The organism is Comamonas sp. Z1, assembly GCF_008121555.1.
GTDB classification, from domain to species: Bacteria; Pseudomonadota; Gammaproteobacteria; order Burkholderiales; family Burkholderiaceae_C; genus Comamonas; species Comamonas thiooxydans.
Genome location: NZ_VOQT01000001.1, coordinates 283,609 through 303,795, shown reverse-complemented (window position 1 = coordinate 303,795; position 20,187 = coordinate 283,609). Strand labels below are relative to the sequence as shown.

The following is a 20,187-nucleotide window of genomic DNA, read 5'->3' as shown; positions in this document are numbered from 1 at the left end:
GCACGCCTGATGGCAGCGTGTTGCAGAGTGAAGAATTTCTGTGTGTCGTTCATGCCTGCTTCAGGGGCTAACTTCGCTCAAACTGCACGAGCGCTAGCGTGAAGATTTGTGAGATTGGACGTGGATAGCCATGTTTTGACGTGGCTTGCACTGCTGAAGGGCGCAAGCTTGCTGGAGGCATCTATCGTCAGGCAGTCAAACCGGCGCGAGATTGGCGGCTTTCGGGCTCAAACAGGCAGTTTGCAGGCACCAAAATTTTTCTGAAGAAATCGCTTTTGAGCCGTCCGGATATAAAAAAGCGGGCTCTGGGCCCGCTTTTTGCTGTCCGGCAACTCGGATGACCTAGCTAGAACTGGTAGCTGAGGCTGGCACCTGTCATCCATTGACGTCCCGGGGCCGGCTCGTAATAACGTCCATTGCCTTCGTTGACGATGACCGAGCCCACATAGTTCTTGTCCGCCAGATTGTCGATGCGGGCAAAAGCACTGAGCTTCCAGGCGCCCAGGCGCCGGGTGTAGCCCACGCTCAGGCTGGCCACGTTGTAGCTGGGGGCATAGACCTGGTTCTTGTCGTCAGCGGCAATACGGCCCACATGACGCCAGTCCAGACCCACACGCCAGTCGGTGGCGGGAAGCCATTCCAGCCCCAGGTAGCCCAGATGTCTGGCCGTGCCGGCAATGCGGTTGCCGGCGGGAATGCAGTCCTGGCCCTTGCTGTCGCAATAGCCGCTGCGCAGACTGGCATCGAGCAAGGTCAGCGCGCCGTTTAGGCGCAACTGGGGCATCAGCCAGGTGCTGGTGCTCAGCTCCATGCCGCGGCGGCGGGTCTTGCCGGCATTCTGATAAGAGGTGCGGCCGTTGTCGTTGCTGGCCACCACGATTTCATCGTCGGTGCTGGTCTGGAACAGCGCGGCAGACCAGTCGCCGCGCAGGCCGGCCACATTGAAGCGTTGCTTGATGCCCAGCTCGGCACTGGTCGATACCGCAGGCTTGAGGCCGAAGTTCAGACCACCCACCAGATCGGGACGGTACGAGATCTCGTTGAAGGTAGGTGTTTCCATGCCGCGACCCAGTGAGGCATAGATATTGGTGTCCTGAGTGAGTTCGTGCTGCAGCGAAACAACCGGCAAGAGTTTATGGAATCCGGTGCTACCGCTATCGTCCTTGTCGGCCAGGAAATGGTCGCGCGACTGGAACTGCACATTGCTCCAGCGCAGGCCGGCATCGAGCTTCCAGTGCGGTGCAAAGGCCCAGGAGGCTTGCAGATAGGGGTCTATGCTGGTGAGGGTATTGCGCTCGTCACGCACCAGCTCGCCGACCACGCCCAGCTGGTTGCCCACAAAGTTCTTGTAGCCCTGGCGGTCTTCCCTGACAGTGTTGGCGGCCAGGCCCGCAATCAGGCCCAGGCTGCGGCTGCCCAGCTCGTATTTGCCGCTCCAGCGCGCATCGATGCCGCCATAGTCGCGCTTGAGACCGATCACCCCACCCCTGTAGCCGGTCTGCGATGCCTTGGGCGTGGACTGAAACTGCATCATTTCGCGCTGACCGGCATAGGCCATGAGGCGCAGCGCCTGGCCGCCGTCCAGCTGGCGCTCATAGGTCAGGCCGGCCTGGGTCTGCTTCACGCTTTTGCGCGAATCGTAGAGCAAGGGGTTGGACGCCACAGCCTTCGGATCTGCCGCCCAGTCCTTCGGCGTGATGCCGCCGGGGTCCTTGGCATCGATGTCCACATGGTTGGCCACCAGGGTCAGCTGGCTGTATTCGTCGGGCTTGACATCGATGCGGGCGTTGAACAGGTTTTTGTCCGCCGCGCTCTGGGCCCGGTAGCCGTCGGTGAGGAAACGGCTGGCGCTGAGCACATAGCCAATCCCGTTGGCTTCGCCCTTGGCCTTGAGGCCCAGGCGCTTCTGGCCGTCGCTGCCCAGTGCAAAGCTGCTTTCCACCGAGGGCGCGCCTTCACCACGTTCGGTATAGGCATTGATCACGCCGCCAGAGGCGTTGCCGTAGAGGGCGGAGTAAGGACCGCGCAGCACTTCCACGCGCTCCAGCGAGGCGATATCGATATTGTTGGTCTGACCCTGGCCATCGGGCATGGTGGAGGGGATGCCGTCCACATAGATCTGTATGCCGCGCACGCCGAAGGTGGATCGTGCGCCAAAGCCGCGAATCGACAGCTGCAGGTCTTGCGCGTAGTTCTGGCGGTTCTGCAACTGCAGGCCCGGAGCTGCGCTCAGGGACTCCGAGAGATTGACCTGCAGATTGCGCTCGCGCATGCGCTCGCCGTCGAGCACGGTCACGGAGGCCGGGGTTTGCTCAAGTGCAGACTCCTGCAAGGTGCTGCGCACGGTGACTTCGGACAACTGGGGCAGTTCCGGCTGGGCGGCGGCTTGCTGGGCCATTGCGGACTGTGCCGTCAGCAGCAGTCCGGCGGCGGCCACAGGCCAGCCTGCCAGATGACAAAGGCGCGAAAAATGCATGTGAATATCTCTGGGGCTCGGGGTGGACGTTCGGTGCCCTGGATGGCGCAAGCTCTGTTGACAGCGTTTCTTGCTACGGCGTGAAGCTCGCTCAGGCAGTGCGCGCCTGCATCATTGTTGGTGCCATGGCAAGGTGCGTGTCGGGCACGCTCGCAATTTTGCTCCGATTGTATTTGGGTGGTAATGTTTTAATGATTTCTACTGTGGATGACCTTCTTCTCCGTGATAGAGCATTACCCCAGGTTACAAGTGACGCGACTTTCATGCGGCGGCTCAGGCACCGTGCAGCGATGCCGTTGGGGTAAGATGGCGCCGCGCTCCGGGGTGCACGCCAGTGCTGAGATCTACACCCGCGAACTTGACCCGGTTCATACCGGCGGAAGAAGAGCTTGCAAGCTGACCTCCGGGCAGTGCGTTCTCGCATGGTCAGCAAGCCTTCGGAGCATGATGTCCCCGCTCTCGAAGGAATTTCATGGACAAGGCCGCTTCGCTGGTCGCCGATCTGCTTGCTTTCATCGCAATGGATGACTGCACCGACGACCAGTTCAATCAACTCGCCCTGCGCCTTTTCGCCTATCAGTACGAATGCAATGCGCCGTTTCGCAGCTTTTGCCAGCGACGCGGTGCCACGCTGCGCAATGTCAGGAGCTGGCGCGATGTTCCGGCCGTGCCCATCGATGCCTTCAAGGCCATGGAGCTGCGCAGCGAGCCACCGTCGCCCGCCGAGCGCGTGTTCATGACCAGCGGCACCACGGGCCGCGCTGCGCGCGGACGTCATTTCCATCCGCGGCTCGATGTCTACGACCTGTCCATGAAGCGCTATTTCGCCAGACGCTTCATGCAGGGTCTGGAGCGCATGCCCATGGGCATTCTGTTTCCCGATGAGCAGGCCATGCCCAATTCCTCGCTGGCCCACTATCTGGCACTTGCCCGCTCCGAATTCGGCTCGGCAGGCAGCCGCTACTACCTGAACTCGGAAGGGCTGGACATGCAGGCCCTGTGCGCTGCGTTGGCAGAGTCAGAGCGCAGCGGCCAGCCCTTTGCCCTGCTGGGCGCGAGCTTCAGCCTGGTCCATGTGATGGATGCCCTGCGTGCGCAGGACCGCAGCTTTCGCCTGCCCGCAGGCAGCCGCGTGCTGGATACGGGCGGCTACAAGGGGCAGTCGCGCGAGCTGCCGCTCGAGCAGTTCTATGCCGAGCTTTCCCAGTTGCTGGGCGTGCCGCGCAGTCTGTGCATCAATATGTATGGCATGACGGAGCTGAGCACCCAGTTCTATGACGATGGCAATGCGGTGCTGCCTTCGGTCAAGTCCGGTCCGCACTGGATCCGTTCGCGTCTGGTCGAGCCGATCACCGGCAGGGACGTGGCCGCTGGTGAGCGCGGCATTCTGGTGCATTGCGATCTGGCCAACTACAACGCGGTGACCACCATCCTGACCGAGGATGTGGGCCTGTGGGCCGGCCAGCAGGAAAAAGATGGCTTTTTGCTGCTGGGGCGCGCCGAGGGCGCCGCCGCCAAGGGGTGCTCGCTGGCGGTTGAAGAGTTTGTGAAAGCTGCCGGCGCATGAGCGAGCAGCGCAAGCTACAGCGTATCAAGGCTGGCTATCTGCCGGGCCTCGGCGACGACGAAGTGCAGTGGCAGACGCTGGACTTCGGGTCTCAGGACGGTCAGTTGCTGGAAGTCAGCGTGCCCGTGCTGACGGCGCCGCAGATGCAGGCACTGGCCTGTCGTGTGCGCAAGGCCGCAGCCATCCATCTGCGCCCCATGCCGGTGGCCGAGATCATCGATGCCATCGATCGTGCGATGGCCCGCCTGCTGGACCGTAACGACATCTACCGCCAGCAGGCCGAAGCCTGGCTGCCCGTGGTCAGTGGCTATGACGCCGATATGGTGCGGCTGGGGCTGACAGGATTTTTCAAGACCTTTCGTGCGGCGCAGCTCAAGCGCTTTGTGGCCGAGGATTTTCCCAACCCGGCAGTGCTCGACGGCTTTCAGCCGGCAGCCAAGGGCGGAGCCGTACGTGCTTTCGGCCCGGATCTGCTGGTGCATAGCTGGGCCGGCAACGTGCCTGCGCTGTCGCTGTGGAGTCTGGTCTGCGGCTTGCTGGTCAAGGCCCCTGCGATAGGCAAGCTGGCCAGTGCCGAGCCCTTGTTTGCCGGATGGTTTGCACGCTTGCTGGCCGATGTTCACCCGCCGCTGGCCGATTGCCTGGCCGTGGTGTGGTGGCGCGGTGCAGGCGGCGAGGAGGCCGACGCGCTCTATGACCAGGCCGATACGGTGCTGGCCTACGGTGGCAACCAGACGCTGGATGCGCTGCGTCGTCGCCTGCCCGTGACGACACGCTTCTTGCCCCATGGCCACAAGCTGGGCTTTGGCCTGATCGGTGCGCAGGCGCTGGATACGCTCAAGGCTCCTGGCATGGCAAGGCTGGCCGCCTGGGACGTGATGCGCTATGACCAGCAAGGCTGCTACTCGCCCCATGTGTTCTATGTGCAGCGTGGGGCGCCGGTTTCGCCGCGTGCTTTTGCCGACTATCTGGCGGCCGAGCTTGCCAATCTGCAGCGACGATTCGCACGCCGCGAGCTGGATCTGGAAGAAGGGGCGGCGCTGGCCCGCTGGCAGCAGAACATGGAGTGGGGCGGTGAACCTCACCAGCTGCTGGGGCCGGTGGATGCGCCCTGGAGCGTGGCCTATAGCGAGAGTCTGCAGCCCCTGGCACCGACCGCGCTGTACCGCACGATTGCCGTGGTGGCCGTGGACCGGCTCGATGCCGTGCTGCCCGTGGTGGCCGCTCAGCGTGACTATCTGCAGACCGCAGGCATTGCGGCCGGCCCCGAAGAGCTGTACCGCTTGGCCGGGCTGCTGGGCGCGGCTGGCGTCACGCGCATCAGCGCCATCGGCTCCATGAGCATGCCCGAGGCGGGCTGGCACCATGACGGGCGCTTCAACCTGCTGGATCTGGTGCGCATGACGGAGATCGAGCAGTCGGCAGAACTGGCGGCCCAGCCGCTGGCCGATTATGCGGATTGAGGGGGCGGGTACGGTCGTGGCATTCATGGAGTTCAAGCAGGCCCGATTCAGCTACCCGGGACGAGTGCCCGTGGTGGATGGCGTGGACTGGCAGGTCGGGGCCGCAGAGATCCACTGCCTGCTGGGGCGCAGCGGCTGCGGCAAGACCACGCTGCTCAAGCTGGCGGCAGGCCTGCTCAGGCCTCAGTCGGGGCATGTCTTGCTGCGCGGCAGAGAACTGGCAGCGCCGGGGCCGCAGCTGGGCTTTATGTTCCAGGCACCGACGCTGCTGGATTGGCATACGGTGATCGACAATGTGCTGCTGCCCGTGTCGCTGCAGCGCAAACCCACGCAGCAGGACCGACAGGCGGCCATGCAGTTGCTGGAGCAACTGGGCCTTGCCGAACATGCTTCGCTCTATCCGCGCCAGCTCTCGGGCGGTCAGCAAAGTCGCGTGGCGCTGGCGCGAGCCCTGATTCTGGAGCCGCCGCTGCTGCTGCTCGACGAGCCTTTTGCGGCGCTGGATGCCATTACGCGTGCCGAGCTGCAGGACGATTTGCTGCGCACCTGCCAGCGCCATGGCACGACGGTGCTCTTTGTTACCCACGACATCAACGAGGCCGTCTATCTGGGCGACCGCATTGCACTCATGCATGGCGGCCGCATCGTGGACGACTGGTCCGTCGAGCTGCCACAGCCGCGCCAGCAGAGCCTGCGCCACGGTGCGGCGTTCAACGACTATTGCGCGCGCATTCGCGCATCCATGGACCGAGGTTGCGCATGAGCAGCTTGCTGAACAAGACACATTGGCTGTCCGCCTCGCTTTTGGTAGCCGTTCTTGCAATATGGGAGCTGGCTGCGAGGCAATTTGGCTTGTCGGCGCTGGTGTTGCCCGCGCCCTCGGCGGTGGCGCTGTCGCTGTGGTCGGGTCTCGCGTCCGGCTATTTCTGGCCGCATCTCTGGGCTACCTTGCAGGCCTTGCTGCTGGGGCTGCTCATAGGCAGTGCCGTGGGCTTGCTGGCTGGCATGGCTCTGGCCGAGTCCGAGTTGCTGGAGCGCGTGCTCAAGCCCTATGTGGTGGTTAGCCAGGTCGTGCCCAAGCTGGCTCTGGCGCCGCTGTTCGTGCTGTGGTTCGGCTTCGGCATGCTGCCGACGGTGCTGATCACGGCGCTGATCTGCTTTTTCCCATTGATGGAAAACACATTGACGGGCCTGCGGCAGGTGGATGGCCAGCGCCTGCAGCTGTTTCGCATGCTGGGCGCAACCAGGCTGCAGACCTTGCTGCGCCTGAAACTGCCGACCGGGCTGCCCGCGATTCTGGCCGGGCTGCGCGTGGCTGTCGTGCTGGCCCTGGTCGGTGCCGTGGTGGCCGAGTTCATGGGTGCAAGCCAGGGCCTGGGCGCCGTGGTCATTGCCGCACAGGGAATGATGGACACCACGCTGATGTTTGCGGCGCTGGTGCTGATTGCCGTCATGGGTCTGCTGCTGTATCAGGCCTGCCTTGTTCTGGAGCGCTATTTGCTGTGCTCCCATCACTTTTCAACCTCGCAGTCGGGCGATCAGGCCTGATTGCATCTTCAAACCATTTGTCATGCACTCCAGCAACCAGACTTCGTTCATCTCTCGCCGCAGCCTGCTCGGCGCCTGTGCAGGCCTGAGCGGCCTTGCCATGACCGGCACCAGCATGGCGGTTCCTCTGCAGGGCAAGATTCGCCTGGCCGGCTGGAGCAAGCCCATCAGCGAGATCACCAATATTCTGGTCGAGCCCGAAAAAGGCTTCTTCAAGGCGAACGGCGTGGAACTGGCCTATCTGCCCGGAGCGGGCGGCGGCGATGCGATTCGCAACATCCTCAGCGGCCAGGCCGACGTGGCGTTTACCGACCCCGGTTCCTTCTTCATGGCTCTGGACAAGGGTGAGAAGCTGGTGGCGATCTACGACATCTATCCGCAGAACGTGTTCAATGTGGTTTCGCTCAAGTCCTCGGGCATTCGCAAGCCCGCGGACCTCAAGGGCAAGAAGATCGGTGTCTACAGCCTTGCCAGCGGCACGCGCCAGAACCTGTTGGTGATGCTGCATCAGGCCGGCCTCAAGGAGTCGGATGTGAGCATTGTCGTGACCGGCCTGTTGAACTTTGCGCCCCTGATGCAAGGGCAGGTTGACGCCACGGCCGCCACGGATACCGGCCTGGCTGTGGGACTGCGCAAGGGCATCGGCGAAGTCAATGTGATGCAGGTCAGCGACCACCTCAATATGTCCAGCGACATGTTTGTGGTGCGCGAGGAGGTGTTCCAGCAGAAGAAGGACTTGCTCAAGGCATTCGTCAAGGGCTACCGCGAAAGCGCTGCCTGGATGATGGCGAATCCCGAGGAGGCCTCGGTGCTGGCCAGCAAATATGCCATCGACGGCACGCGTCGCGATATCAATCTGGATGTGATCCGCCTGCGTAACGCCTCTTCCATGCCGGCATTCCAGGGCCAGCCGCTGGGCAGCTTCGATATGGCTGCGCTGCAAAAAGGTGCCGATGCCTATCGTGCGCTGGGCATGGTGCAGCGTCAGATCAAGGTGGCGGATGTGGTTGTGCCGCTGTAAATCTCCCCCTGGAGGCGCGTTGCCTGGGCGGCCTCGCGCCTTGGGGGAGGACAGCATTGCAGTGGGGCGGCGAGGCCGCCAAGGCCCTTGCCTGCTGTCTCTTCCCTGGGATCTGCCAGTGTTTGAACGGAAATCGTGAATATGAGTCAGTCTTCTTCAATGGGCTTGCGCGGCAAGGTGGTGCTGGTGACGGGCGCCAGCCGCGGCATCGGTGCGGCGATTGCCCTGGCGTTTGCGCGCGAGGGGGCGGCGGTGGCCGTCAACTACCTGTCCAATGACGAGGCTGCAGCCAGCACAGTGGATGCCTGCCTGGCCGCGGGCAAGGACTCGGGCGGCGATGCCTGGGCGGTCAAGGCCGATGTGGGCTCGCCCGATGCGGTGCAGAGCATGGTGGACAGCATAGTGCGCGAAGCGGGGGGCATCGATATCGTGGTCAACAATGCCTTCAGGCCCTATGCATTCGATCCGGAACGCCGCAGCCGTTTTGACGATCTGCAATGGGCGGACTATCAGGCACAGTTCGATGGGGCCGTAGGCGCAAGCTTCAATGTCTGTCGTGCGGTGCTACCGCTGATGCGCCAGCGCGCGCGCGGCAGCATTGTCAATATCGTCAGCAATCTCGTGGAGCAGCCTGTCGTCGCCTATCACGACTACACCACATCCAAGGGCGCTCTGCTGGCCTTCAGCCGCAATCTGGCCAGCGAGCTCGGGCCAGTGGGCATCCGCGTTAACTGTGTGGCGCCCGGGCTGGTCTATCCCACGCAGGGCACACAGGGCAGCAAGGAGTCTTTCCGTGAATCGCTGATGGCGGCCACGCCGCTGAGGCGGCTGGCACGGCCCGAGGATGTGGCAGGGCCGGTGCTGTTCCTTGCGTCGGAACTCAGCGGTTTCATGACTGGGCAGCTGCTGCTGGTCGACGGCGGTCTGGTGATGCGCTGAGCTTCCAGGCAGCCAAGGCAAAGCCTGTCTGCCTTCTTGCCCTTACTGCTTGGCGGATGCTTGGGCGTGATCTATCGCATCGATGATGGCCACGCCGGTCTGCTGCACGCCCGGAGCGTTGAAGCCGGGGCCTGGCGTGACGGCAGGGTGGCTGAGCAGCTTCTCGGCCATGCTGGGCGCTGCGGCAGGAGCGCTGGTCTGTACGGGGGAAGGCGGGTTGGCGGCAGGCTTGGCAGTTGCCTGTTCGGTGGAGTCCAGATAGTCGTTATAGCGCTTGTAGGCCTGACGCTCGCTGCGAGTCTGCTCCTGCTGCTGCTGTGAATGCTTGAAGTATCGATAGGCGACCGTACCCAGAATCAGTGCTGCCACCAGAAATACGGCAATAGCGGTGACGACGAGGTTTTCGTCGGAGCGCTGAGGCGATTGACGGACGGCGGTGGGCATGGGACGGGAAGCTGGCATCTGGGAAAGCATGTCCGAGCAACCGAGACTCGGACCTGATCGGTATCTAACTGTTTTCAGCGTATCAAAAATAGCCGGTTCAGGCCTTCAGATCGGCAGTTTTTTCCAGAACTTCAGTCGGAAATGTCCAAAACCTTGGTCGTGAGCAAGTTTTTTTTGCGCAAAAAAGCCGGTACGCCCTGGGCGGTACCGGCTTTTGCAGCTTTGCCAGCTATCAGGCAGCGACGGCTTGTGCTTGCTCGATCTGAGCCTTGGCTGCTTCCATGGCGGCAGCCTTGGCGTCGGGGCCCATGGCCACGCCTTCGGCACGAACGATGGTCACGTCGGTCACGCCCATGAAGCCGAAGATCACCTTCAGGTAGCTTTCCTGGTGCTCCATGGCCTGGCCCGCTTCGCTGGTGGAGTATGCGCCGCCGCGAGCGGAAGCGACGATGACCTTCTTGTCGCCGGCCAGACCCACGGGACCGGTGGCGGTGTACTTGAACGTACGGCCAGCCTGGGCGATGCGGTCCAGCCAGGCCTTCAGCTGCGAGGGGATGGTGAAGTTGTAGAAGGGGGCACCCACCACGATCACGTCAGCAGCCAGGAATTGGCTGACCAGCGCTTCGGAGACGGCGTTTTCCTGGCGTTCGACTTCGGTGGCAGCGGCCTGGCCGGTGCGAAAGCCCAGAGATTGCGCGCTCAGGTGGCTGGGGGCGCTCACGGCCAGGTCCAGGTAGTCCACCTTGGCTTCGGGGTTGGCCTGCTTGAGGTTGGCAACGATATCGGCTGTCAGGGAGCGGGTGACGGAACTGGAGCCAGTGATGGAAGAGTCGATGTGCAGGATTTGCATATTGGTACCTATACCTCTAAAAATGAGTAAGAGAGCACTTCTTGCCCAGCTCGGATGCTGCGTTGCGGCAAAACAGTGATTCGTTTTGAGTTGCAATGGGATAGATTGTAGATTTGTTTAGATTCGGCAATAAGTCTGCAAAAATGCGATAGATCGTTCCAAATATCAATTCAATCGAGTCCAAGGATATATGCATGGTGGATCTCAACGACATGCTGTACTTCGTCGAAGTGGTCGAGCGCGGTGGCTTTGCCGCTGCGGGGCGGGCACTGGGTATTCCCAAGTCGCGCCTCTCGCGCCGTGTTGCTGAACTTGAGGCCCACCTTGGGGTGCGCTTGCTGCAACGCACCACCCGCAAGCTGTCTCTGACACAAGTGGGGGAGACCTTTCTGCGCCACGGCCAGGCCATGCGCGATGCCGCCCTGGCAGCGTCGGATGCCGTGGCCGAAGTCCAGACCGAGCCGCGCGGCACCATTCGTGTGACCTGCCCGGTGACGCTGGCGCAGACCGTCCTGGGCGAGCTGATGCCCGAATTCCTCAAGCGCTGCCCGCTGGTGCAGGTGGAGATGCAGGTCACCAACCGCCCAGTCAATCTGGTCGAGGAGGGGGTTGATGTCGCATTGCGCGTGCGTGCCACGCTGGAGGACAGCGGCTCCATGGTCGTCAAGCGACTCGACAGCTCGCGCCAGATTCTGGTGGCCAGCCCCGATCTGCTGCAGCGCCAGGGCACCCCCAGGTCGCTGGAGGACCTGCAGTTGCTGGACAGCATGGCGATGACGGCAGTCGACGGTCATTCCAGCCTGCTGCTCGTCGGGCCCGAAGGCAAGGAGCACCGGCTGCAGCTGCAGCCGCGCTATGTGGTCGATGACTTGCTGACGCTGAAATTTGCGGCCCTGGCCGGCAGCGGCATGTGCTGGCTACCTGACTATATGTGTCAGGACGAATTGACCCGGGGCACTCTGGTGCAGTTGCTGCCGCAATGGGCACCTCCGCGCGGCATCGTGCATGCGGTGTTCCCCTCACGGCGTGGGTTGGCACCGGCGGTGCGGCATTTTCTGGACTTCCTTGGGGAGCGCATGCCGGGCAGCAGCATCTCTGCCGTGCAAAAGGCAGCATCGGCCTCGGCGCAGCATTAGCTTCTGCCCATAAGATAACAACAAAACATTCGTTGGGATTTGGGCAGGCCTTGCCCACAATGACTGCCTTGTTATCAGATCAGGAGCACGCCGGGCTTTTTTCCTCTGGCCCGGCTGGCGCTTCGAGATTACAGGAGGCAGCATGACATCCCCATTTCGCATCGTGATCGTGCCTGGCTGGCGCAACTCCGGTCCCGGACATTGGCAAAGCCTGTGGGCAGAGCAGCTGGAAGGCGCCGTGCGTGTACAGCAGCAGGACTGGCTGGTGCCGCACCGCGATGCCTGGGTGGCGGAGCTGGAAAGAGTCTTGCTCGCCGATGAGCGACCTGCCGTCATCGTGGCCCATAGCCTGGGTTGCATCACGACCGCGCATCTGGGCGAGGCTGCTGCGGCGCGCGTGCACGGCGCCTTGCTCGTGGCTCCTGCCGACCCCGAGCGTCGCGCCCAGCTTGCCGACTTCGCCCCCGTGCCCTATGCGCCGCTGCCCTATCGCAGCGTGCTGGTGGCCAGCAGCAATGATCCGTTCTGCCCCATTCGCCGTGCGGGCGCTTATGCCAGGGCCTGGGGCAGCGAGCTGGTGCGTTTGCAGAACGCCGGACATATCAATATCGAGTCGGGCTTTGGCGCCTGGCCACTGGGGCTGGCACTGCTGCAATCGCTGACCGAGCAGGGCGGCTGGAATGCTCAGACCTCGACCCGGCCCTTGCAGGCAACTGCACTTGCGGCCTGAAATCCAGGGGCTGTTCCTCTTTCATGCTTTTCTTTTGATAGCTGTATGCGCTTTCTGATAGAGCGCTTACGGCTATTTTTACTTTGAACTCGCGTGCTGTTTTATTCTTTATATTGAATTTCAGAAAAACAAAGAAAAATATATTCTTTTGAGTTTTAAGGAGTCGTTCGCACAATGTCTACATCTATACACATTGCTCAAGAAAAGGCAGCGAACCATGCATTCCGTGAAGCTCAAGACATTGTTGGCATCCATCGCACTGGCAGCAGCAGGCGCTGCCTCGGCACAGACTCAGCTGCTCAATGTCTCCTATGACGTGGCCCGCGAGTTCTACAAGGATTACAACGCTGCATTCATCGCCCATTACAAGAAGACCAAGGGCGTGGACATCAAGGTGGATCAGTCCCATGGCGGCTCCAGTGCCCAGGCCCGCGCCGTCAATGACGGCCTGGCTGCCGATGTGGTGACTTTCAACACGACCACCGATGTGGATTTCCTGGCCCAGAACGGCGTGGTCGCCAAGGACTGGAACAAGAAGTTCCCGCATGACGCATCGCCCACTACATCGACCATGCTGTTCCTGGTGCGCAACGGCAATCCCAAGAACATCAAGGACTGGTCCGATCTGGTGCGCCCAGATGTGAAGGTTGTGGTGGTCAACCCCAAGACCGGCGGCAATGGTCGCTACGCCTATCTGGCCGCCTGGGGCTCGGTACGTGAGAAGGGCGGCACCGATGCGCAAGCGGCCGAATTCGTGCAAAAGCTCTACAAGAACGTGCCCGTGCTGGGCAAGGGCGGCCGCGATGCGACCAGCATCTTCTTGCAGCGCAATATCGGCGATGTGCTGATCACCTTCGAATCCGAAGTCGTGTCCGTGGACCGTGAATTCGGCCAGGGCAAGGTCGACGCCGTCTACCCCTCGGTGAGCATCGTGGCCGAGAATCCAGTGGCTGTGGTCGAGCGCACCGTGGCCAAGAAGGGCACGACCCAGCTGGCCAACGACTATCTGCAGTGGCTGTACTCTGACGAAGCCCAGGAAATCGCTGCCAAGCATGCGATCCGCCCGCGCTCCGAAGCAGTGCTGAAGAAGCACGCCGACCAGTTCAAGCCCATCAAGCAGTTCACCGTGGCCAAGTACTTCGGTTCGCTGACCGAAGCGCAGAAGGTGCACTTCAACGATGGCGGCCAGTTCGACAAGCTCTACACCCCCGGTAAATAAAGACTCCCTTTGAGCGGCTATGCCGCTTCCCCCTCTCTCGCTGCGCGGGAGGGGGCGACGCCCCAAGCGTAAGGGGCGGCCCTTGCTCGGCGTCCCTGTGGGGCGCCTGCCTGTTCATAGGCCCGGCATGTTGGCTGCAATCACTTTTTCTACATCGCCTTTTGAATATGTCCTCTGCTGCTCTAGCCCCCCGCAAGGCGCGTAGTGCCAAGCGAGTGTTGCCCGGTTTCGGGTTGACGCTGGGCTACACCATTTTTTATCTGAGCATCATCGTGCTTATCCCGCTGGTAGCCCTGCTGTTCAAAAGCTTCTCATTGACCTGGGAACAGTTCTGGACTGCGGTATCGGCGCCGGCCGTGGTCGCTTCCTACGAGCTGTCCTTCACCATGTCCTTTATCGCGGCCTGCGTGAACGTGGTGTTCGGCATGCTGATCGCCTGGGTGCTGGTGCGCTACCAGTTCCCCGGCAAGAAGGTGGTGGATGCGCTGGTCGATCTGCCGTTTGCGCTGCCTACGGCCGTGGCCGGTATCTCGCTGTCGGCGCTGTATGCGGGCAATGGCTGGATCGGACAGTACTTCGAGTCGTTGGGCATTCAGATGGCCTACAACCCCAAGGGCATCGCCATTGCACTGATTTTCATCGGTCTGCCTTTTGTGGTGCGTACCGTTCAGCCGGTGCTTGAAGACTTCGAGAAGGAGCTGGAAGAGGCGGCAACCAGCCTGGGCGCATCGCGCTGGCAGATTTTCTACAAGGTCATACTGCCGCATATCGGTCCGGCGCTGCTGACCGGCTTTGCCATGGCTTTTGCGCGCGCCGTGGGTGAATATGGCTCGGTGATATTCATTGCCGGCAACATTCCCATGGTCTCGGAAATCACTCCGCTGATCATCATGGCCAAGCTGGATCAACACGATGTGGCTGGTGCCACGGCCGTGGCCGTGGTGATGCTGCTGATCTCTTTTGTATTGCTGCTGCTGATCAACGCACTGCAGGCATGGCAGCGCAAGGCGCAGGGAGGCCGCTGATGTCTTCGATTCACGCAGCGATTCAGGCGCTGTTTCCCAATCTGCTGCCCATCTGGGCGCATCTTTTCACCATCGTCGCCATTGCTCTGCTGGTCCTGGTCGTGCTCTACAAGATCACGGCCCCGCCCAAGAGCGCCAAGCTGGAGAAGATGACCACGACCGAGCCGCGCTGGGTGCGCTGGGTTCTGACCACAGTGGCCCTGCTGTTCATGTTGATCTTCCTGATCCTGCCGCTGCTGTCCGTCTTTGGCGAGGCGCTGCGCAAGGGCTGGGATGTCTACGTCACGTCGCTGGGCGAGCCTGATGCGATCTCGTCCATCAAGCTCACGCTGATCACGGCGCTGATTGCCGTGCCCCTGAACCTGGTCTTCGGCGTGGCCGCCGCCTGGTGCATCGCCAAGTACGAGTTCAAGGGCAAGGCCTTTTTGACCACCTTGATTGACCTGCCATTCTCCATCTCGCCCGTGGTTGCCGGTCTGATGTACGTGCTGGTGTTTGGCGCCAACGGCTGGCTGGGCCCCTGGCTGGCCAAGCATGAGATCCAGATCATCTTTGCCGTGCCCGGCATCGTGCTGGCCACCGTGTTCGTGACCTTTCCCTTCATCGCCCGTGAACTGATCCCGCTGATGCAGGCCCAGGGCAGCGACGAAGAGCAGGCCGCCATCGTGCTTGGCGCCTCGGGCTGGCAGACCTTCTGGAATGTCACCCTGCCCAATATCAAATGGGGTCTGGTCTATGGCGTGATTCTGTGCAACGCCCGTGCCATGGGCGAGTTCGGTGCCGTGTCCGTGGTCTCCGGCCATATCCGGGGCCAGACCAACACCATGCCGCTGCATGTGGAAGTGCTGTATGCCGACTATCAGGCGGCAGCCGCCTTTGCCGTGGCATCGCTGCTGGCGCTGCTGGCGCTGGTGACGCTGGTGATCAAGTCCCTCGCCGAATGGCGTGCCGAGCAGCAGGCCAGGGCCGCTGCCGAAGCACCGCCCGAGCGCCCAGGCCAGATCAGCCTCGCAACGAACAAAACCGCCAAGGCAGCCTGAGCTGCCCGGATCAGAACAAGAGATTCATCATGAGTATCGAAATTCGTAATGTCAGCAAGCAGTTCGGCGATTTTCAGGCCCTGCGCGATGTGAGTCTGGATATCAAATCGGGCGAACTGATCGCCTTGCTCGGCCCATCGGGCTGCGGCAAGACCACGCTGCTGCGCATCATCGCGGGTCTGGAGACTGCCGATGTGGGCAGCATCCACTTCAGCGGTGAAGACACCACCGATGTGCATGTGCGAGACCGCAACGTGGGCTTTGTGTTTCAGCACTACGCGCTGTTCCGCCATATGACGGTGTTCGAGAACGTGGCTTTCGGCCTGCGTGTCAAGCCGCGCAAGGAACGCCCCAGCGAGGCAGTGATCAAGGAAAAGGTCATGAAGCTGCTCAAGCTGGTGCAACTGGACTGGATTGCCGAGCGCTATCCATCGCAACTCTCGGGCGGCCAGCGTCAGCGTATCGCGCTGGCCCGTGCCCTGGCTGTCGAGCCCAAGGTGCTGCTGCTTGACGAGCCCTTTGGTGCCCTGGATGCCAAGGTGCGCAAGGAGCTGCGACGCTGGCTGCGCCAGTTGCACGACGAGTTGCATGTGACCTCCATCTTCGTGACCCACGACCAGGAGGAAGCCCTGGAAGTGGCGGATCGCGTGGTGGTCATCAATCAGGGCAAGATCGAACAGGAAGGCACGCCCCAGCAAGTCTGGGATAACCCCGCCACTCCGTTTGTCTATGGCTTCCTGGGCGATGTGAACCTGTTCAAGGGCCGCGCCAGCGATGGCCGGGTCTATCTGGACGAAGGCATGCAGCTGGACAGTAGCGATGCGCGCGGTGCCCAGGACAGCCAGGCTTTTGCCTATGTGCGACCCCATGATCTGGAAGTGGAGCGCTATTCCCCGGGCCAGAACCTCGACGCCCAGGGGCGCCCCACAGGCATCGTGGCTCAGCTTTCGCGCGCCATTGTGGTCGGCCCCATTGCAAGGCTGGAACTTATTCCCTCCGAGACCACACCAAATGTCAGCCATGCCGGGGAAGACGGGTTGATTGAAGCCCAGATTCCCGCACAGCAGTTCAAGGACATGGGTCTGCGCGAAGGTGAAACCCTGGTGGTGACGCCGCGCCGGGCTAAGGTGTTCCTGGATGAGGCGGCTGGGATTTGATACCCCCTGAGGCGCTATGCGCCTTACCCCTGCCTCTCAGGCGGGAGTCTCAGAGTCGCCGAGAGGCGGCTCTGGCTTGCAGTCTCCTGCGAAGGAGTCGTGCAGGCATCAGAGGGCGTTATCCTTGGTGCTGGCATGATTCAGAAATTTCGCAGAAAGAATATTGATGCTTCAATGGTTTGAAACCGCGCCGCGGCGCATCCTGGCGCTGATCAGCGTCGCCTGTGTGGCCATGCTGGCGTTTGGCCTTTACTTGCAGCATGTGGTGGGTCTGGAGCCTTGCCCCATGTGCATCGTACAGCGCTATGCACTGATTTTGGTAGCTATCTTCACAGGGCTGGCAAGCTTTAGAGACCAAAAAGGCTGGTGGATGAGCTTTGGCATTCTGGCCCTGCTGGCCAGCGGTTTCGGTGCATTTGTGGCGGCACGCCAAAGCTGGCTACAGTGGTATCCACCCGAGTTTGCGACCTGCGGCCGTGACTTCTACGGCATGATCGAGCACTATTCCTTCAGCCGCTCCATTCCCATGATCTTCCAGGGCTCGGGCGACTGTGCGGCCATTGACTGGACTTTGCTTGGCGGCTCCATTGCCAACTGGTCGTTTGTCTGCTTCGTGGCGTTTTTCGTGATTCTGGCCATGCTGTTGATCAAGGGCGTAAAGCGCTGAATCCCGGCGACATCCAAACTATGAAGCCCCGGCAAGCGTAAGCTGCCGGGGCTTTTTCATGGCTTGGAAACACTGGCCGTAGCTGTCACTCCAGCAGCTGCAGCCATGGTTTCACCATTAGAGGCTTTCCACGCTCTCGCCAACAAATGTCGGCCCCTTGCTGCCGGGCAACCAGCCTGGATAGGTTTCCATGGCTTCGGCAAACAGGGCCGAGTCAATCCAGCGCTGCAGCCAATGCTGCAGATGAGGCCAGGGCTGCTCGTTCCACTGCGCTTCGTCGATGCGCGCGTACTGGCGCACAAAGGGGCGCAGTGCCATATCGGCCAGACTGGGGTTCAGACCGAACAGATAGCCGGTTTCCTCGAGCTGATCGTTCAGTGCCGACAACCAGGTCAGCGCGTCGGCCTGGGCCTGGTTCACGGCCTCGGCATCGTGGCGCTCGGGGTATTTGCAGCGATCAAGAGCCTGTTTGAAAAAGCCGTCGTTGCGCTCGATCAGAGCCAGCATGTCCTCCAGGCTGCCATGCGTGGGTTGCAGCCAGCCATCGGGGTCGTTGCCGTGCAGCGCATGCAGCATCACCTCCAGGCTCTGATCAATGACTTTTCCGTCCTGCAGCACCAGCACGGGCACCGTGCCCTTGGGCGATGCGTCGAGCAGTGCCTGTGGCTTGTTGCGCAGATTGATTTCACGCAGTTCGCAAGCCAGGCCCGCATGGGCCAGCGCCAGACGGGCTCGAATGGCATAGGGGCAGCGACGGAAGGAGTACAGGACGGGCAGGGTGGCGGCGGCAGTCAAGGCAGGTATCTGATGAGATGAATGAAACCAAAGCGCCATGGCGCTTGCTGGGCGTGTACTGTACCTCTTGCCCTGAAGCCATGCAGACCTGTGCGGCTTAGATGTTTTGGAGTACTCACGGATTGATAGCTTGAAACGATTGGAGTGAAACGGTTTTAGCCATTAAAGAGCGCTGGTTTCAGTCAGTTTGCAACTGGGTCATCAGCCATTGTCTGAAGGTTTGCAAGGCGGCGCTGGCCTGACGCGATTTGAGATAGGTCAGCCAGTAGGCGCCGGTGTCGACCTCATGGGCAAAAGGGCGCACCAGCCGGCCCTGTTGCAGCATGTGCTCGAACATGCGTGCGGGCAGCAGGGCAATGCCTGCGCCCTGAGCGGCGGCCTCGGCCAGCGTTAGCGAAGAGTCGAACATGGCTCCGCGCGCCAGCGGGGCTGCCTGGTCAAGGCCGGCAAACCAGCCTTCCCATTCCTGGGTGCGATAGGAGCGCAGCAAGGTTTGCCGGGCCAGGTCGGCAGGCTCGCGCAGCTGTTGTGCCAGCATGGGGGTGCACATGGGCGAGAGCGGTGCGCGCAGCAGCATCTGCGCGTGCGTGCCATGCCAGGCACCGTCGCCAAAGCGCACGGCGGCGTCCAGCCCTTCGCCGGCCAGATCCACGCGATTGTTATTGGTCAGCAGCCGAAGATCTATGTAGGGGTGCAACTGCTGGAACTGGCTCAGCCTGGGGATCAGCCAGCCTATGGCAAAAGTGCCGACCACGCCCACGGTCAGAATTTCGCGTGGTCGTGGTTCTGCCACCTGCTGCAGCGATTGCTCTATGCGCTCAAAGCTCTGTGCCACCACGGGCCACAAGGCCTGGCCTTCGTCGGTCAGGGCCAGGCCGCGCGGCAGGCGGCGAAACAAAGGCTTGCCAAGGCGCTCTTCGAGATTACGGATGTGCTGGCTGACGGCGGCCTGCGTCACATGCAGCTCCTGCGCGGCGCGAGTCAGGCTCTGGTGACGGGCGGCCGCATCAAACATGCGCAAGGCGTTCAGTGGTAGCTGCATATCTCAATCAAGATAAAAGTTTTTCTAATGGATGGTGTCAATTATTACTGCTGGTTCATACGAATCTACCGATTTATGCTTCAAACCATGACAGTTAACCAAAAGAGGATCTTATGCAGCGACGCAGCATGCTGACAACAGGACTGGCCTTGGGGCTGGGGGCCTGGGGACTGAGCGGCTGTGCTTTTATCTCCAAGCAGCAAGCCGCAGCAGCGAGAACATTGAGCGACGAGTTGGCGGCGTTGGAGATTCAGGCCCAGGGCCGATTCGGCCTGTATGTGCTGGATACCGTCAGTGGCGCCGAGGCGGGCTGGCGCGGCGATGAGCGCTTTCCCATGTGCAGTACCTTCAAGACCTTGTTGGCTGCACGCATGCTGTATCTGGCACAGCGAGATGAAATTCGTCTGTGGCGCAAGCTCTATTACTCTCCTTCCGAAGTCGTGGCCTGGTCGCCGATATCCGAAAAGCGCGCGGGTGCCAATGGCGGCATGACGGTGCAGGAACTGTGTGAAGCGATGGTGCTTGTCAGCGACAACACGGCGGCCAATGTGCTGCTGGAGGCCAGCGGCGGGCCGGCGGCGCTGACGCAATGGCTGCGCGAACTGGGGGACGGCATCACCCGGCTGGACCGCAACGAGCCTTCGCTGAACACTGCGCTGCCCGGCGATGAACGCGACACAACGACGCCGCAAGCCATGGTGCAAAGCCTGCAGAAACTGCTGCTGGGCGATGTGCTGGAGGGCTATGCCCGCGCCTTGTTGCAGCAATGGCTGGTGGACAGCCGTACCGGTGACAAGCGCGTGCGCGCCGGCATGCCCGGCGACTGGACAGTGGGCGGCAAGACAGGCAGCGGAGAGAGGGGCACGGCTTGCGACACTCTTATCGTCTGGCCTACCGCACAATCTGCGCCGCTGCTGGTGACGGCGTATCTGACCGGCAGCCCGCTCGATGGGGCGGGGCGAGAAGCCGTGTTGGCCAGGGCTGGCGAAGCGATCAAACGCTGGTATTACACGATCTGAACCAGCGGCGGTCATTTCGATCGTGGGCAAGGATCTTGCATGCCTGCAG

19 protein-coding genes and 1 riboswitch are annotated in these 20,187 nt (G+C 61.7%); of the genes, 14 read left to right on the top strand and 5 right to left on the bottom strand.

Features of this window, described 5'->3' with window-relative positions:
- Positions 1-346: 346 nt before the first annotated feature.
- Positions 347-2,476, bottom strand: a complete 2,130-nt coding sequence (locus FSY45_RS01310; protein ID WP_046462036.1) for a TonB-dependent receptor — start codon at positions 2,474-2,476, stop codon at positions 347-349.
- A 310-nt stretch (positions 2,477-2,786) separates the two neighbouring features.
- Positions 2,787-2,878, top strand: a riboswitch (TPP riboswitch).
- A 70-nt stretch (positions 2,879-2,948) separates the two neighbouring features.
- On the opposite strand from FSY45_RS01310, the gene FSY45_RS01305 reads away from it, so the two are divergent.
- The 6 genes from FSY45_RS01305 to FSY45_RS01280 all read left to right on the top strand — a co-directional run bounded on the left by FSY45_RS01305 (position 2,949) and on the right by FSY45_RS01280 (position 9,014).
- Positions 2,949-4,043, top strand: coding sequence for a long-chain-fatty-acid--CoA ligase (locus FSY45_RS01305; RefSeq protein WP_046462037.1), 1,095 nt, complete (start codon positions 2,949-2,951; stop codon positions 4,041-4,043).
- Entirely contained in the window at positions 4,040-5,506 is a 1,467-nt protein-coding gene (locus FSY45_RS01300; RefSeq protein WP_046462038.1) for an acyl-CoA reductase, read from the top strand. The genes FSY45_RS01305 and FSY45_RS01300 overlap by 4 nt, the downstream gene beginning before the upstream one ends.
- A 25-nt stretch (positions 5,507-5,531) precedes the next feature.
- On the top strand, positions 5,532-6,269 hold the full coding sequence (locus FSY45_RS01295) for an ABC transporter ATP-binding protein (RefSeq protein ID WP_223305728.1): 738 nt from the start codon (positions 5,532-5,534) through the stop codon (positions 6,267-6,269).
- Positions 6,266-7,054 (top strand): ABC transporter permease, encoded by a 789-nt coding sequence (locus FSY45_RS01290; protein WP_003070878.1) that lies wholly within the window; start codon positions 6,266-6,268, stop codon positions 7,052-7,054. The genes FSY45_RS01295 and FSY45_RS01290 overlap by 4 nt, the downstream gene beginning before the upstream one ends.
- Before the next feature lie 22 nt (positions 7,055-7,076).
- Positions 7,077-8,075: an ABC transporter substrate-binding protein gene (locus FSY45_RS01285; RefSeq protein ID WP_046462040.1), complete on the top strand. Its 999-nt coding sequence runs from the start codon at positions 7,077-7,079 to the stop codon at positions 8,073-8,075.
- Between the two features lie 141 nt (positions 8,076-8,216).
- Positions 8,217-9,014, top strand: coding sequence for an SDR family oxidoreductase (locus FSY45_RS01280; RefSeq protein ID WP_046462041.1), 798 nt, complete (start codon positions 8,217-8,219; stop codon positions 9,012-9,014).
- A 42-nt stretch (positions 9,015-9,056) separates the two neighbouring features.
- Here FSY45_RS01280 and FSY45_RS01275 read toward each other — a convergent pair whose 3' ends face one another.
- Both FSY45_RS01275 and FSY45_RS01270 read right to left on the bottom strand, forming a co-directional pair.
- Positions 9,057-9,458, bottom strand: coding sequence for a hypothetical protein (locus FSY45_RS01275; RefSeq protein WP_050788992.1), 402 nt, complete (start codon positions 9,456-9,458; stop codon positions 9,057-9,059).
- A 232-nt stretch (positions 9,459-9,690) separates the two neighbouring features.
- Positions 9,691-10,308 carry an FMN-dependent NADH-azoreductase gene (locus FSY45_RS01270; RefSeq protein WP_003067966.1) on the bottom strand — a complete coding sequence of 206 codons (618 nt, stop codon included), beginning with the start codon at positions 10,306-10,308 and terminating at the stop codon, positions 9,691-9,693.
- 194 nt (positions 10,309-10,502) lie between these two features.
- Between FSY45_RS01270 and FSY45_RS01265 the strand changes: the two genes are divergently transcribed.
- The 7 genes from FSY45_RS01265 to FSY45_RS01235 all read left to right on the top strand — a co-directional run bounded on the left by FSY45_RS01265 (position 10,503) and on the right by FSY45_RS01235 (position 17,282).
- Positions 10,503-11,444 carry a LysR family transcriptional regulator gene (locus tag FSY45_RS01265; RefSeq protein WP_003067965.1) on the top strand — a complete coding sequence of 314 codons (942 nt, stop codon included), beginning with the start codon at positions 10,503-10,505 and terminating at the stop codon, positions 11,442-11,444.
- Positions 11,445-11,586: 142 nt separating this feature from the next.
- Complete coding sequence (locus FSY45_RS01260) at positions 11,587-12,174, top strand: alpha/beta hydrolase (protein ID WP_003067964.1); 588 nt, start codon at positions 11,587-11,589, stop codon at positions 12,172-12,174.
- Between the two features lie 217 nt (positions 12,175-12,391).
- On the top strand, positions 12,392-13,393 hold the full coding sequence (locus tag FSY45_RS01255) for a sulfate ABC transporter substrate-binding protein (protein ID WP_003067963.1): 1,002 nt from the start codon (positions 12,392-12,394) through the stop codon (positions 13,391-13,393).
- 167 nt (positions 13,394-13,560) lie between these two features.
- The gene (cysT, locus tag FSY45_RS01250) at positions 13,561-14,418 is read left to right on the top strand and encodes a sulfate ABC transporter permease subunit CysT (RefSeq protein ID WP_034352054.1); all 858 of its coding nucleotides are present in this window, start codon (positions 13,561-13,563) and stop codon (positions 14,416-14,418) included.
- Positions 14,418-15,458, top strand: a complete 1,041-nt coding sequence (gene cysW / locus FSY45_RS01245; protein ID WP_034352057.1) for a sulfate ABC transporter permease subunit CysW — start codon at positions 14,418-14,420, stop codon at positions 15,456-15,458. The genes cysT and cysW overlap by 1 nt, the downstream gene beginning before the upstream one ends.
- Positions 15,459-15,487: 29 nt before the next feature.
- A complete protein-coding gene (locus FSY45_RS01240) occupies positions 15,488-16,615 on the top strand; it encodes a sulfate/molybdate ABC transporter ATP-binding protein (RefSeq protein WP_046462042.1) in 1,128 nt (375 codons plus the stop codon).
- Positions 16,616-16,781: 166 nt separating this feature from the next.
- Complete coding sequence (locus tag FSY45_RS01235) at positions 16,782-17,282, top strand: disulfide bond formation protein B (protein WP_039048628.1); 501 nt, start codon at positions 16,782-16,784, stop codon at positions 17,280-17,282.
- A gap of 117 nt (positions 17,283-17,399) precedes the next feature.
- Here the strand turns inward: FSY45_RS01235 and FSY45_RS01230 are convergent, their stop codons facing one another.
- Positions 17,400-18,116, bottom strand: a complete 717-nt coding sequence (locus FSY45_RS01230; protein ID WP_046462043.1) for a glutathione S-transferase — start codon at positions 18,114-18,116, stop codon at positions 17,400-17,402.
- Between the two features lie 139 nt (positions 18,117-18,255).
- Positions 18,256-19,119, bottom strand: coding sequence for a LysR family transcriptional regulator (locus FSY45_RS01225; RefSeq protein ID WP_003067957.1), 864 nt, complete (start codon positions 19,117-19,119; stop codon positions 18,256-18,258).
- Between the two features lie 113 nt (positions 19,120-19,232).
- On the opposite strand from FSY45_RS01225, the gene bla reads away from it, so the two are divergent.
- Positions 19,233-20,138: a class A beta-lactamase gene (gene bla, locus FSY45_RS01220; RefSeq protein ID WP_003067956.1), complete on the top strand. Its 906-nt coding sequence runs from the start codon at positions 19,233-19,235 to the stop codon at positions 20,136-20,138.
- The last annotated feature ends 49 nt before the right edge of the window (positions 20,139-20,187 follow it).